Consider the following 13,739-nt stretch of genomic DNA (forward strand, 5'->3'; position numbering starts at 1 on the left):
GAACCCAGGAGTGCTGTATGAATGAAGCTATTTATGAAACCGGCCTGACTTATGGCGAAGGTGATGGCTCGTTCCGCACCGCCGGCGGGGTGGCCGGGGTGCGTAAACTGGTGGATGCCTTTTACGATGCGATGTGTGAGTTGCCGGAGGCGAAGAAAATTCGTGATATGCACCCACAGGATCTGGATGAGTCGCGCGATAAGCTGGCGTGCTTTTTATCCGGCTGGTTGGGTGGGCCGAAATTATTCAGCGAAAAATACGGTGCCATTCGTATTCCGGTAGCGCACCGCCATCTGCAGATTGGCCCGGCCGAACGGGATGCCTGGTTGTTGTGTATGAAAGTCGCGGCCGATCAGCAACCCTATGCCGATGATTTTAAGCAATACCTGCTGCAGCAGTTATTTGTTCCCGCCGAACGTTCACGTAACTGCGACTGATGTTCCGTTTCCGGCCGTTACTTTTATCGTTTTGGTCTGGCTGCGCGTTAACGCTGTTGTTGATGCTGAGCCCGCCCACCGCGGCGCAGATTTATAAGTGGGTGGACGAGAACGGCAAAGTGCACTTTGGGGATAAGCCGCGCCAGCAGAATGCCCGTAACGCGGAAAAAATCACACTGAAAACCACACCCTCCGGCTGGCAACCTTTGATGATAAAGGTGTTGTATCAGGGCAGCCTGGCGCAACAGCCGCAACATCACCTCGACCAGCCGCGTATTCAGCGAGATGTGAACCGGGTGTATCGCTTTTATGATCAGGTGTTGTATTTCGACTTTTATAAAAAGCTGCCGGTAAAAATACATGTGCTCAGTAATGAGGCTGAATATCATCAGTATGTGCAGCAGATCTCCGGCGAGCGGCCGCTGAATTCCCTGGGGGTGTATCTGCCGGCCAGTCATGAAATTGCGGTTTTTATTCATCCCGAGTCCCACGGTGGTGTCAGCAGCACCTACCGCACTATCAAACACGAAGCCAGTCACGCCATCCTGCACTCGCTGGCCGAACGTATGCCGAACTGGTTAAACGAGGGGATGGCGGAGCAGATGGAAACACTGGAACAGCAGCAGGGCCAGTTTGTTATCGCCCGCCATAATGCCAACCGGCGGCAGGTGTTACGTCGTCGTGAGCAGCTGCTGGCAGCGGATACCTTTATTGAAATAGACAGCCGCAGCTGGCGCCATGGCTTAAATAACGGCCGCCCGAATCAGGCTATGGCCGGTCAGCTGGTGTATCTGGCGCTGAGTAAATCCTACGGCCGCAGCTTTATAACCCGGTTATTGCAGGACTATAAACGCGGCGTCAATCTGCGGTCGTTTTACCTGCTGAATCAACATTATATTGGTGGCGTCAGTGCTTTTAAGCTGCACTGGCAGCAGTGGCTGAGTGAAGATATGGCCCGGCCGGTACAAATTATCCTGCCCTGACGGCGCCGCCAACGCCGATCCTGACTGGCTGTTCGGGTCGCTTTGGGCGATCTGCAATCGAACAGCTTATAACGCTGTGTTCCTAACGCCGGGTAATACCTTTATCCAACGCGTAACGAATCAAACCGGCTGAGGTGGATATGCCCAGCTTCTGTTTGATTTTCAGCCGGTGGGCTTCCACCGTACGTACCGAAATATCCAGCTCGCGGGCGATTTCTTTATTGCCCATGCCTTCGGCCAGTAATACCAGCACGTCTTCTTCGCGCGGGCTCAATACGTCGTCGCTCTGGCTGGTGCGGATATCGTTGAAGTCGGTAAACAGGGTTTTGGCGACGCTGGAGCTGAAATACGTGCCTCCCTGATGGACGGTTTGTACCGCCAGGATCAGTTCTTCTGCCGCCACGTCTTTTAAGACATAACCCGCGGCGCCGGATTGCACAACTTTAAGGATATATTCGCGGTCATCGTGCATGGTGATAATCAGAATACGGATGTCCGGAAAACGTTTTTTAAATTCGACACAGGCTTCCATACCATTCATCACCGGCATGGAAATATCCAGCATAACAACGTCCGGGTTCAGTTCCGCGGCGGCGTCCAGTGCTTCCTGACCGTTGTTGACGTCGGCGACCACCGACAGGCCTTCTTCGCTTTCCAGGCTGACCTTCAGGCCTTCACGGACCATCGGGTGATCATCGGCGATGATGATACGAATAGACTTGGACATTATTTTTCTCCGGCGTTGATTCCTGCTTCAGGCTGCAGCGGTAAAGGCGGCAATAATTCTGAATCGGCTGCTGTCTGTAATTCGGTTTGCGGGGCTGGGTTCAGCGCCAGCTCGGCACGGATGCTGGTGCCTTGTTTCGGATGACTGCGTACACTGAACCGGCCACCTAATAATTCTACCCGTTCGCGCATGTTCATCATACCAATGCCTGAGGATTTTTCGCTGTCTGAAAACCCCATGCCGTTATCTTCGATAATTACAGTTATGTATTTATCTGTAGAGTTAATTATCAGCTTTATCCGGCTGGCATCGGCATGTTTCTGAATGTTGGTGATGGCTTCCTGCACCAAACGGTACACGGTCATTTCGATGGCATCCGGCAAACGTTCCTCCGGTAAGCGGATTTTGCGGATCACATCGTGATTTCCCTGTTCTTCCAGTGTATCCAGCAAACCGTGCAGTGCCGATTTCAGTCCCAGATCATCCAGCAGAATAGGGCGCAGGTTGTGGGAGATTCGGCGTACTTCCTGAATGGTCAGATTGAGCAACTCTTCAGTTTTTTCCAGGTTTTCCTGAGGGATATCGGCCGGCAGTTTTTTCTTGAATAATCCCAGCCGTAATTTGGCGGAAACCAGTAGCTGGTTAATACCGTCGTGTAATTCCCGGGCAAAGGTGCGGCGCTGAATAATCTGAAACGCCACCGAACGGTGTGCCAGCTCTTTTAAGCGCTCGTCGGCCAGCTGGGTGGCGTGCATATTGATGATGATGACAATAATAACCACCAGGGCGAGAGTAACGGCCAATAACAATGAGGCCGCAACAAAGGTGCGCCGCACATTGGCATCGACTTTATCTTCCAGGTCGCGGGTTTCCGCTTCGATGTCATCCAGATACAGGCCGGTGCCCATCATCCAGCCGAGCTTCGGGATACGGACCACGTAACTCATTTTTTCGGTTTTTTTATTGATCGACGGCTGGTGCCAGATGTAGTGATAAAAACCGCCACCATTGTTGGCGATACGGATCAGGTCGCGGATAACGTATTTGCCATTGGTATCCTGAACATCGATCAGGTCATTGCCTTCCAGCTCCGGCTGAACCGGTAGCAGGATGTTGACGCCGTCGTCGCCATAGGCAAAAAAATAGCCGTCCGGGCCATAGGTCAGGCTGGATAAAATACGTTTGACTTCGTACTCTGCCCGGGTGCGGGACATACTGACACCTTCGTCGAGCTCTTCCAGAATGGGTGTGATGGAGGTCATCGCCAGGCTGACGTAATCACGCAGCGCGCGGCGTTTATCTTCCATCATCGAACCTTTGACGATGTCGAGTTGTTGCTCCGACAGGTTCTTTGCCTGGCGCTGGGTAATCCAGGTGATGGTCAGCGTCAGTGCTACCAGAGGCAACACGGTCAGTAACAGAATTTTGGCTCTGAGTGTGATGTTCATAAAACACACCCGCTTATTATTATCATGCAGTCACAGTTATAAAAAGGGCGGCCGAAGCCGCCAAAGGTCGCTGTTAATAATCGGTTAAACCGTAAAATTCAGGGAATAACAGGATGGAGGCAACCACGCCAACCTGCATCAGAATAAAGGGCATGACCCCCCGGTAAATATCCGTCGTTTTAATGCCGGCCGGCGCTACTCCTTTCAGGTAGAACAAACTGAACCCAAAGGGAGGTGTCAGGAAAGACGTTTGCAGGTTCATAGCGATCAGAATTGCAAACCAGACCGGCGCAATATCGAGTGCCATCGCTGCCGGAGCGAGAATCGGTACAATGATAAAGCTGATTTCAACAAAATCGATAAAGAAGCCGAGTACCAGAATCGCGACCATGGATAAAATCAGGAAACCCATCTGGCCACCGGGTAAACCGGATAATACTTCCTCAACGATGTAATCGCCACCGGTGTAGCTGAACGCCATGGAAAATGCCGTCGCCCCCAGCAGAATTGCAAACACCATGGAGGAGATTTTAACCGTCTCCTGTGCCGACTCATACAACATCTTCCAGCTGAACTGACCATAAACAGCGGCCAGAATAATCGCACCAATGCCACCCAGTGCAGAGGATTCGGTGGGCGTGGCGATGCCGGCAAAGATGGAACCCAGGACCACCAGAATCAGTGCCAGCGGCGGAATAATCGCTTTAAAAGCTTTGACGTATTCTTCGCGTTTACTATCAGCATTCTCATCCGCCGGAATGGCGGGGGCTACCTCAGGTTTCAGCCAGGAGTACACCAGAATATAGAGAATATAAATACCGACCAGAATCAGGCCCGGGCCAACGGCGGCCTGAAACAGATCCCCCACCGGGATGCCTAATACGTCGCCGAGAATAATCAATACAATCGATGGCGGAATAATCTGCCCCAGCGTACCTGAGGCGCAAATTGTGCCGCAGGCGAGGGATTTATCGTAGTTGTATTTCATCATCACCGGCAGTGAGATCAGCCCCATAGCGACAACGGAAGCACCGACCACACCGGTAGACGCAGCCAGCAAGGCACCGACCAGAACGGTGGAAATGGCCAGGCCACCACGTACACCACCGAACAGTTTGCCCATGGATTCCAGCAGTTGTTCTGCCAGCTTGGTTTTCTGTAACACGATGCCCATAAAAATAAACAGCGGCACAGCCATCAGAACCACATTTTCCATAATGCTCTGAATGCGGAATGGCATAAAGGCAAACATCTCCGGGCCTTCTGCTAGGACGCCGAACACCAGCGCGACGCCACCAAAAGTAAATGCCACCGGGAAGCCGAATAACAGCATCAGCAGGGCAACAAAAAACATGACAATACCGATCATAATTCTGGCTCGTGGTTGTTGATGTGTTTCGCTTGTTCCGGGTGCAGGGCAATACGCAGGCTGGTTAAAATTAAACCGACACCGGAAACAGCAGTGGCAAAAAAGGCAAACGGAATAACGGCTTTAATAACCCAGCGATAGGGCAAGCCACCCGGGTCGCCTGAGGTTTCACCCAGTTGGTATGCTTCTTTGGCGAAATCGATACCGTAATAGGCCACCAGTAAGCAGAAGGGCAGTAATAAAACAAAACCCCCCATAATATCGATCATGGCTTTGGTACGTTCACTGCGACCTTCGTAAATTAAGTCGACCCGTACATGGCCGCCGGTTTTCAGGGTGTAGGGCACGCCTAACATAAACATTGCGGCAAACAGGTGCCATTCCATTTCCTGCATGCCGATGGAGACATCGTTGAAGGCGTAACGCATAACGACGTCGATAAACACGTTCAGCAACATCAGAATAAATAAGATGGCTGATACGGTTCCGAGAAATTCAGAGAAGCGATTAATGAGTCGCTCTGCCTGATAAAGCATGGGGTTTCTCCGGTGTTACCTGTTCCGTCCGGTGCTTCGCAGCAGGGGACGGAACCTGGAGTGATTGTTAATTATTGAGCAATACTGTTGAGGTACGCTTTGTCAGAAATTTCGGTCCAGCGACGCACTTTTTTCATGTAGCTGGCCTGGGATTCGAGAATTTCTTTGGCCAGCGGATCTTCTGCGGCTTTTTCGGCCAGCAGTTCATCGTTGGCTTTACGCATGGCGCTCATCACACTTTCCGGGAAGGTTTTGATTTGTACATCGGGGAAATCGTTTTCGATCTTTTCCAGATTAACGCCCGATTCATGATACGACTGGATGTACATATCGTAAGCGGCCGTGCGCATGGCAACGCGCAGGATTTCCTGCAGGTCAGCGGGCAGACGGTCCCAGCTGCGTTTGTTGATCATAAATTGCAGCTCCGTTGCCGGTTCATGCCAGCCGGTGTAATAAAACGGGGCGATTTTGTGGAAACCCATCCGCAGGTCGAGTGATGGACCCACCCATTCCAGTGCATCGATGGTGCGGCGTTCCAACGCGGTGTACAGCTCGCCGGCCGGGATATTGGTCGGCTTGGCACCCAGCTTCGCCAGGACTTCACCGGCAAACCCCGGGATGCGCATTTTCAGGCCTTTTAAATCGTCCAGCGATTTAATTTCTTTCTGGAACCAGCCACCCATCTGGTTGCCGGTGTTACCACCCGGGAAACTTAACACGTTGTATTTGCCGTAGACCTTTTCCATCAGCTCCATACCACCACCGTGGTAGAACCAGGAATATTGTTCCGGTGCGGTCATGCCAAACGGCATGGTGGTGAAATACAGCGTCGCCGGCACTTTGCCTTTCCAGTAATAAGACGCTGAGTGGCCCATGTCGTACTGACCTGCACGAACCATATCAAACACCCCCAGTGGGGCTTTGTGTTTGTTTTTTGAATCGATGGTGATTTTTAACCGGCCTTTCGACATTTTCTCTGCCATCGCCGCCATATTGCGTGGCGAGTCACCAAATACCGGGAAGTTGGTTGGCCAGCTTTCGGCCAGCTTCAGACGGTATACTTTTTCGGCGGCCTGGGCCGGTGCCGTAACGGCCAGGGCGCAGATGCCGGCAGCCAGCCAGCGTTTCATTCGGTTCATGCTGATCATTTTGTTGTTATCCTTTGCTGTTATTGGGTAACGGGCAGAGCGCGGCTCTGCTGTTTTCCGATAGTGCAGTTCGCCTCTGGCTGAGCCTATTCGCACGAACGCGGCCTGACTCCGCTGTTGTACGGGTTTTGTCCTAGGTACTACTTATATTAAGTGCGTATTAATACGTAGTGGTCTGGTCGGGTGTTTGCGTCCAGGCCAGTGGTAATGGGTACTTTCATGGTATGACCAATTAGCCAGTTGTGCTGTTCAGACTTTGGTAGGAAATCCCCGGTTTTTTGGGTTAAGTGATTGCCATGCCTGTCTTTTTTTCTGATTTGCTGAACTTCAGGCACTGCGGCGTGTCTGTTTTCGGGTGTATAAATTAACTGATAAAAAAATCAATTGATGAGCAAGCTATATGTCCGGTGGCAAACAATTATTGGCTGTTGGAGTGGCTGAGTATATGCCCGGTGGTGTACGCCATTCCTTGCAGAAAACGACTCCGTAGCTGTAATTCAGAGCGGATAGATGTACCGAGTTGATGTGCTGAGTCATAGATAATAGCGATATTTCATCTAGGCTTATTGTGGACGTTTAAGCCGGGATGAATTGTGACAAGTCTGACGCTGAAAAAAATCGGTTATTTGCTGAGCGCTGTGCAGGCGGAAACACCGGCTCAGCGTATTGTGGAGATATTATCTGAACCGGTTGATATTGATGGTCATCTTATTCAGATTGGCGCCAGTATTGGTATCAGCTGTTACCCTGAACACACAGATAATCTGGCGTTGCTGCAACAATATGCCGATCAGGCGTTGTATCAGGCGAAATATGCGGGCCGTATACCGTTAATTGCTACCGGCCCGCCAGGATCAATCAGGCTGACTGAGGTTCGGCCTGTTTCGCCATTACCGGGCGGGCGTAATCCAGCGCCGGGTCGTCCATGCTGGCCATTTTCAGCAGCGACATATCGAGGAAATAGTTCTGATACAACTTCCACGGCCGCTGATCGCCCTGTTGCGGAATTTCATTTTTCACCCGCGCGATATAACCCGATTGCATGTCGATAAACGGAATGCGGTTAATGCTGTTGTCATGACAGCGCGGGGTCACCTGGGTGACACCTTTAGCGTCCATATGATTCAGCAGGCGGCAAACGTAGTTAGAAATAAGATCCGCCTTTAACGTCCAGGAGGCGTTGGTATAACCAAATACCATGGCAAAGTTCGGCAGGTTTTCCAGCATCACGCCGCGGTAGCTCATGCTCTGATTAGGGATAAACGGCTGGCCATCGATGCTGACTTCAACGTTGCCCAGCATCTGTACCTTTAAGCCGGTAGCGGTGATGATGGTGTCGGCTTCCAGCACTTTGCCGGATTTCAGCAAAATACCTTTGTCGATAAAGCGGTCGATATGGTCGGTCACAACCGATGCTTTACCGGCCGAAATGGCCTTAAACATATCGCCTTCCGGTACGGCACACAGGCGCTCGTCCCAGGGGTTGTATTTCGGCGTAAAGTGGCTCATATCAAAATCAGCCGGCAATTGTTTTTTCACCGTCCACTGCAGGAATTTGCGCGCCGCGTTCGGGAAACGCTGGCAGAAACGATAAATCGCCAGGGTAATGGAAACGTTGCGGCCTCGAATCAGACGGTAGGCCCATTTTTCCGGTAACAGTTTGCGTAACGCCGCAACCATAGTGTCCTGTTGTGGCACGGTAATCACGTAACTGGGCGAACGCTGCAGCATGGTGACGTGTCTGGCTTTATCGGTCATCGACGGGATCAGTGTCACGGCGGTGGCGCCACTGCCGATCACAACCACGTTTTCATCGCTGTAGTCGTAGTCTTCCGGCCAGAACTGCGGATGAATGACTTTACCGTTAAAGTCTTCGCGGCCGGCAAACTCCGGGGTAAAGGCTTCGTCGTAGCTGTAATAGCCGGTACAGCCCATCAGGAAATTACACTGGATGGTTTTTATGGTGCCGTCTTTTTGTTCTACGTCTAAAGTCCAGCGTGCCTGCTGGCTGTCGAAGCGGGCATTTTTTACCTTCTGGCCAAACTGAATATGGTTGTCGAGCTGGTGTTCGTTGGCGGCTTCACGAATGTAGTGACGGATATCCTCACCGTCAGCGATGCCTTTTTTGTTGGTCCAGGGTTTGAATTCATAACCCAGGGTGAACATATCGGAATCGGAACGGATGCCCGGGTAGCGGAATAAGTCCCAGGTGCCACCAATGGCGTCACGGCCTTCAAGGATGGCGAAGGATTTGTTCGGGCATTCTTTTTTAAGGTGACAGGCGGCGCCAATGCCGGATAAACCAGCGCCAATGATAATAACGTCGAAATATTCTGAAGCGGACATAAGGTGCACCAGGTCTGTTGTACTTATTGTTGGTTGTTCGCGTATAGCGTTGTCAGGGGGTTACTGTGCGCCAACGGGCGAGCGCTGAACAGGTGAATCACGGTCAGCTTAGTGGTGCATTGGCTGCAGCTTTGGCGACCTCGGGCCCGGATATACAAAACGGGCCAGCTTAAACCGCTGATTCAACAAAACTTGATAATTTATGCGCTGTCGCATTGTATTAAAGGCCTGTAGTAAAGGCCGATAGGCGTGTCGTTGATTTTATTAATTTTTGAAAAGTCAGCGAGAAACAGGCTTTTTGCGCCAGTGGGAGGAAATTTGTTATTCTCCTTGGGAACACACCTTCAGGCCGCAGTGCCTGATGGCAAGGGTTCCTTTCTTCGGCAGCTGTTGCCCGGGCTTATCGGGTCTGGCCAGCTGTCTCATTAAGCGTTGCGGAGGTTCAATGAGTCGCGCAGATGATAAATACAGTATTGATAATACTGACTACACAATCGGCCAGGATAATGTGCAGAAATGGGGGTTTGATGTTCATAACCCGGTATTTGGTACCAGTGCTGCTTTAATCCTGGCTTTCTTACTGGCTATTCTGATCGTTGAACCGGCAACGGCAAAAGCCACTCTGGATGGCATCAAATGGGACATTATTGGTGCATTTGATGCAATGTTTATCTGGGCGGGCAATATTTTTGTACTGTTTTGCCTGGCATTGCTGGTGTCGCCGTACGGCAAAATTCGTATCGGCGGTGATAACGCCGAAGCCGATCATTCAATCATTACCTGGCTGGCGATGTTGTTTGCTGCCGGCATGGGGATTGGTCTGATGTTCTGGGCGGTTGCCGAACCGGTGGCGTATTTCACCGGCTGGTATGAAACGCCGCTGGGTGTCGAAGCCAAAACACCGGAAGCCGCCCGTCTGGCAATGGGTGCCACTATGTACCACTGGGGTTTACACCCGTGGGCGATTTACAGTGTGGTGGCATTATCGCTGGCCTTTTTTGCTTATAACAAAGGCTTGCCGTTATCCATTCGTTCTATTTTTTATCCGATCCTGGGTGACCGTGCCTGGGGCTGGGCCGGACACATCATTGATATTCTGGCGGTGCTGGCCACGCTGTTTGGTCTGGCGACCTCGCTGGGGTTAGGGGCGCAGCAGGCAGCCAGTGGTATTGAGCATGTGTTTGGTATCGAAAGTACCGTCGGTATGCAAATTCTGGTGATTGTTGGGGTAACCGCGCTGGCGATTATTTCCGTGGTGCGTGGCCTGGAAGGCGGCGTAAAAGTGCTGAGTAATATCAATATGCTGGTGGCCCTGGCACTGCTGCTGTTTGTACTGGTGGTGGGCTTTGGTCCGGCGCTGGCGAATATTCCGGTGACGCTGGGCGCGTATCTGGAAAATATTATTCCGCTGAGTAACCCGCATGGCCGTGAAGACGAAGCCTGGTTCCAGGGCTGGACCGTGTTTTATTGGGCCTGGTGGATTTCCTGGTCACCGTTTGTTGGTATGTTTATCGCCCGGGTTTCCAAAGGCCGTACCATTCGTGAATTTATTGCCGGTGTGTTACTGGTGCCCACTTCGGTCACTGTGATCTGGATGTCGGTGTTTGGCGGTATCGCTATTGAACAGGTGGCCGAGCAGGTTGGTGTACTGGGCAGCGACGGTCTGGGTGATGTATCGCTGGCGATGTTCCAGATGTTTGATCAGCTGCCGCTGGGCGATATCTTGTCCATGATCGCCATTGTGTTGGTGATGGTGTTTTTTATTACCTCCTCAGATTCCGGTTCGCTGGTGATCGACAGCATTACTGCTGGTGGCAAAATTGATGCACCAGTGCCGCAGCGGGTGTTCTGGGCCACCATCGAAGGTGCCATCGCGGCCGCCCTGTTATGGATTGGGGGGACTGAGGCGATTCAGGCGTTGCAGGCCGGGGCGATTTCCACCGCCTTGCCATTTACTGTGGTGTTACTGCTGATGTGTGTCAGCCTGGTGATGGGGCTGCGTACCGAACGACGTTAACCGCGTCCGGGATCGCAGAAAAACCTCCGTCCGGTTCGCCGTACGGAGGTTTTTTTATGGCGTTTTAGCGCTGCCGATGCGCCACATAGTTTTACAGCCACACGTCGCCAATGCGGGTGTCGTTGCGATAATGATAACTGACCTGTGCCTGAAACAATTCGGCCGTGGCAATGGCATCGGTTAATGCGTGATGGGCTTTGTAATAGGGCAAAGAATAACGCCGCCGGCAGTCTGCCAGACGTACCGATTCCCGTGGCCGGCGCAATAACCGCCCGATCAATCCCTGACGGCGTAACAACGCCTGGTGTTCGATTTCCAGTGTGTCCACTACCGGAAACTGCAGTGTTTCGGAAATTCTTTGCATCAGTGCCTCATGCATAAACTGACGTTCGATAGCGCGATGATGAACCACCACCACACAACCGGCCAGTGCCTGTAATAACGGTTCCAGAATGATGTCAAAATCCGGAGCGCTGCGCAGCTGAGTGTGGGTGATGCCATGAATCACGATGGATTCTTCTTCCAGCGGCTGGTTGGGTTTGACCAGCCATTCGCGTGCCTCACGGATAAGAATACGTTGCAGCGTAAACGGCACCAGGCCAACGCTGACGATATCGTCTTCTTCCGGATTCAGGCCGGTGGTTTCAAAGTCCAGTGCGACAAACGGAGTCTGGCTTAATAGTGCGTCCGGACCCACCATGCCTTCGGCATAATACTGGCGCAGGCGTGGATCATGGGCGCTGGCATGGGCCTGGACAAACCGTTCAGGCCAGTTGATGTTGGCGCGTTTCATTTATTTCACATCCACCGGGCGGCCGGATTGATAACGGAATTTAAGAAAGGCCTGGGCTTTATCCAGTACCTGAAAGGCTTCTTTCAGATTGCGCCGTTCAAAGGTAGACAGGTTTTCCGGCTCGATGTTGTTATCCGGTTCCTCGCCGTTTTCAATATCGTAGGCCTGATGGCGAATACGTACCATGGCGATGTATTCCAGTGCATCACTGATATCACGGCCTTTACCCGGCGGTAATAAATCGGCGCGGATAATATCGTCCAGTCGTTCAAATGAATTCTGCGCCCGTGAGCCAACGGCCAGCGCGTGTACCCGGATAACATCCGACAGTGGGGCGGTACCGCGGCGTTTTAAGTTGATGGAATTATTGTGGCGACCGTCCTGCTCCATCACAAAGCCTTTAAAAAATCCCAGTGGTGGTGTGCGGTTCAGTGCGTTGCGGGCTAAATAAGCCAGAAACTTGGGTGACTGTTTGGCTTTACGGGCGATAAAACTGCTCAGCTGGTCGGCCCATTTTTCTTTACCATAGACACCGTCGAGATCAAAAAAGATCGACGAGTGTAATAACGCTTTGGGTGATGGGTTTTCGATCCAGTCGGCAAACTGATGTTGCCATTGTTTCAGGGTTAACCGCCACTCCGGATTTTTAGCCATGATGCCGCCGTCACAATAGCTGTAGCCACAGGCTGCCAGGCCGTCACAAACAAACTCGGACAGCTGACGGAAATAGTCATCGTGTTGTTCCGGGTCAAAGCCGTTGTCGAGAATAATGGCGTTATCCTGATCGGTGACAATCAGTTGTTCGTCGCGGGCCATGGAACCCAGGGCCAGGAAGCAATAAGGAATTGGTGGTGGGCCAAGCTGTTCCTCGGCCAGCTCCAGCAGGCGCTGTTTAAAGGTTCGGCCAATGACCGCCATGGCGGAACCGATCATGTGTGAGTTGGCGTCTTCATTCACCATGCGGACAAAAATCCCCGGCAGCTGTTTCGCCAGTTCAGCCAGATCGTCAACGTGGGTCTGCGACAGAATACTGCGCACAAATAACAGGCTGCTTTGCGATTCGTGTTGCACAATATCCGACAGCGACAGCACGCCGATGGGCTTAAAGCGGTGTACTACCGGCAAATGGTGGACGTTCTGGCGCAGCATCGTGAGCATGGCTTCAAAGACATAGGCGTTATCGTCGATCATCACCATATCCGGCGACATGATTTCCCCGGCGGGGGTCGATAATGGCAGGCCGGTGGCCAGTACCCGGCTGCGTAAATCGCGGTCGGTAATAATGCCAACCACCTGGCCGTCATCGTCATCCGGGTCGGTGGCGATGGGTTTATCCGGATCGGTGACCAGGATCGACGAAACCCGTTCTTCCGTCATAAGCTGAGCGATGGTGGGCACGTCGGTGTGCACCGGCACAGTGACCGCTTCGCGGCTGAGTAATGCTTTTACTTTGACGGTGGTCAGGTCGTTATCATCGGCCTGGCGCGAGATGGTGCGGCGTAATAAATCTCCACCTTCGGCTTCGAAATAGTCGGAAAAAAACTGGTGTTCGTCACAATACTGATCGAACACATCCGCCGGAATACAATATAGCAACGTATCTTCCAGAGCGCGGGCCGGGAAACGTACCCGGCGATTCATCAGCAGGCCCATCTGACCGAAGGCATCGCCGCGTTCCAGGCGGTTATATAACTCACCGTTACGACGATAGGTTTCCACCGCACCGCTGCGTAAAACGTACAGATCCTGAATGGCGTCGCCATAGGCGACGATATCCTGACCGGCGCGCACATAACTGATTTCAGTTTGTTGCGCCAGGTGGTGTAACGCTTCTTCCGGTAGTTCATCGAACGGGGGGTGATCCTGAAGGAAGCGGGCGATTTCCTGGAGTTCAGCTTGCATGGTCGAATCCGTCTGCGAAACGCCGGTTGTTAT

At 52.2% G+C, this 13,739-nt stretch carries 11 protein-coding genes and 1 pseudogene; 4 read left to right on the forward strand and 8 right to left on the reverse strand.

Annotated elements, in window-relative coordinates; all coding sequences use genetic code 11:
* The first annotated feature begins 17 nt into the window (after positions 1-17).
* Positions 18-437: a group II truncated hemoglobin gene (locus tag ACFOMG_RS06520; protein WP_376865536.1), complete on the forward strand. Its 420-nt coding sequence runs from the start codon at positions 18-20 to the stop codon at positions 435-437.
* A 62-nt stretch (positions 438-499) separates the two neighbouring features.
* Positions 500-1,420 carry a DUF4124 domain-containing protein gene (locus tag ACFOMG_RS06525; protein ID WP_376865537.1) on the forward strand — a complete coding sequence of 307 codons (921 nt, stop codon included), beginning with the start codon at positions 500-502 and terminating at the stop codon, positions 1,418-1,420.
* An 82-nt stretch (positions 1,421-1,502) separates the two neighbouring features.
* Here ACFOMG_RS06525 and ACFOMG_RS06530 read toward each other — a convergent pair whose 3' ends face one another.
* The 5 genes from ACFOMG_RS06530 to ACFOMG_RS06550 form a co-directional block, all read right to left on the reverse strand.
* Positions 1,503-2,147, reverse strand: coding sequence for a response regulator transcription factor (locus ACFOMG_RS06530; protein ID WP_376865538.1), 645 nt, complete (start codon positions 2,145-2,147; stop codon positions 1,503-1,505).
* Positions 2,147-3,595 carry a cache domain-containing protein gene (locus ACFOMG_RS06535; RefSeq protein WP_376865539.1) on the reverse strand — a complete coding sequence of 483 codons (1,449 nt, stop codon included), beginning with the start codon at positions 3,593-3,595 and terminating at the stop codon, positions 2,147-2,149. The genes ACFOMG_RS06530 and ACFOMG_RS06535 overlap by 1 nt, the downstream gene beginning before the upstream one ends.
* Positions 3,596-3,668: 73 nt before the next feature.
* On the reverse strand, positions 3,669-4,964 hold the full coding sequence (locus ACFOMG_RS06540) for a TRAP transporter large permease (RefSeq protein ID WP_376865541.1): 1,296 nt from the start codon (positions 4,962-4,964) through the stop codon (positions 3,669-3,671).
* Positions 4,961-5,500, reverse strand: a complete 540-nt coding sequence (locus ACFOMG_RS06545; RefSeq protein ID WP_376865542.1) for a TRAP transporter small permease subunit — start codon at positions 5,498-5,500, stop codon at positions 4,961-4,963. The genes ACFOMG_RS06540 and ACFOMG_RS06545 overlap by 4 nt, the downstream gene beginning before the upstream one ends.
* A 71-nt stretch (positions 5,501-5,571) precedes the next feature.
* Complete coding sequence (locus ACFOMG_RS06550) at positions 5,572-6,648, reverse strand: TRAP transporter substrate-binding protein (protein ID WP_376865543.1); 1,077 nt, start codon at positions 6,646-6,648, stop codon at positions 5,572-5,574.
* Between the two features lie 638 nt (positions 6,649-7,286).
* On the opposite strand from ACFOMG_RS06550, the pseudogene ACFOMG_RS06555 reads away from it, so the two are divergent.
* A pseudogene (locus ACFOMG_RS06555) lies at positions 7,287-7,460 on the forward strand (diguanylate cyclase domain-containing protein); the annotation flags it as partial.
* Between the two features lie 46 nt (positions 7,461-7,506).
* On the opposite strand, the gene ACFOMG_RS06560 reads toward ACFOMG_RS06555, so the two are convergent.
* Positions 7,507-8,994: a flavin-containing monooxygenase gene (locus ACFOMG_RS06560; RefSeq protein WP_376865544.1), complete on the reverse strand. Its 1,488-nt coding sequence runs from the start codon at positions 8,992-8,994 to the stop codon at positions 7,507-7,509.
* A gap of 445 nt (positions 8,995-9,439) precedes the next feature.
* On the opposite strand from ACFOMG_RS06560, the gene ACFOMG_RS06565 reads away from it, so the two are divergent.
* Positions 9,440-11,011, forward strand: a complete 1,572-nt coding sequence (locus ACFOMG_RS06565; RefSeq protein ID WP_376865546.1) for a BCCT family transporter — start codon at positions 9,440-9,442, stop codon at positions 11,009-11,011.
* 91 nt (positions 11,012-11,102) lie between these two features.
* On the opposite strand, the gene ACFOMG_RS06570 is transcribed toward ACFOMG_RS06565, so the two are convergent.
* Both ACFOMG_RS06570 and ACFOMG_RS06575 read right to left on the reverse strand, forming a co-directional pair.
* Positions 11,103-11,804 (reverse strand): 3'-5' exonuclease, encoded by a 702-nt coding sequence (locus ACFOMG_RS06570; protein ID WP_376865548.1) that lies wholly within the window; start codon positions 11,802-11,804, stop codon positions 11,103-11,105.
* The gene (locus tag ACFOMG_RS06575; protein WP_376865549.1) at positions 11,805-13,706 is read right to left on the reverse strand and encodes a DUF294 nucleotidyltransferase-like domain-containing protein; all 1,902 of its coding nucleotides are present in this window, start codon (positions 13,704-13,706) and stop codon (positions 11,805-11,807) included. It lies immediately after the preceding gene.
* Positions 13,707-13,739: the final 33 nt, after the last annotated feature.

Origin of the sequence: Bacterioplanoides pacificum (assembly GCF_042648445.1) — a bacterium.
Classification (GTDB): domain Bacteria; phylum Pseudomonadota; class Gammaproteobacteria; order Pseudomonadales; family Oceanobacteraceae; genus Bacterioplanoides; species Bacterioplanoides pacificum.

Bases quoted from the DNA above. Each gene is read 5' to 3' on its own strand.
- ACFOMG_RS06530 (WP_376865538.1), bottom strand. From the start codon at position 2,147: ATGTCCAAGTCTATTCGTATCATCATCGCCGATGATCACCCGATGGTC.
- ACFOMG_RS06525 (WP_376865537.1), top strand. From the start codon at position 500: ATGCTGAGCCCGCCCACCGCGGCGCAGATTTATAAGTGGGTGGACGAG.
- ACFOMG_RS06575 (WP_376865549.1), bottom strand. From the start codon at position 13,706: ATGCAAGCTGAACTCCAGGAAATCGCCCGCTTCCTTCAGGATCACCCC.
- ACFOMG_RS06560 (WP_376865544.1), bottom strand. From the start codon at position 8,994: ATGTCCGCTTCAGAATATTTCGACGTTATTATCATTGGCGCTGGTTTA.
- ACFOMG_RS06565 (WP_376865546.1), top strand. From the start codon at position 9,440: ATGAGTCGCGCAGATGATAAATACAGTATTGATAATACTGACTACACA.
- ACFOMG_RS06520 (WP_376865536.1), top strand. From the start codon at position 18: ATGAATGAAGCTATTTATGAAACCGGCCTGACTTATGGCGAAGGTGAT.
- ACFOMG_RS06550 (WP_376865543.1), bottom strand. From the start codon at position 6,648: ATGATCAGCATGAACCGAATGAAACGCTGGCTGGCTGCCGGCATCTGC.
- ACFOMG_RS06545 (WP_376865542.1), bottom strand. From the start codon at position 5,500: ATGCTTTATCAGGCAGAGCGACTCATTAATCGCTTCTCTGAATTTCTC.
- ACFOMG_RS06570 (WP_376865548.1), bottom strand. From the start codon at position 11,804: ATGAAACGCGCCAACATCAACTGGCCTGAACGGTTTGTCCAGGCCCAT.
- ACFOMG_RS06535 (WP_376865539.1), bottom strand. From the start codon at position 3,595: ATGAACATCACACTCAGAGCCAAAATTCTGTTACTGACCGTGTTGCCT.
- ACFOMG_RS06540 (WP_376865541.1), bottom strand. From the start codon at position 4,964: ATGATCGGTATTGTCATGTTTTTTGTTGCCCTGCTGATGCTGTTATTC.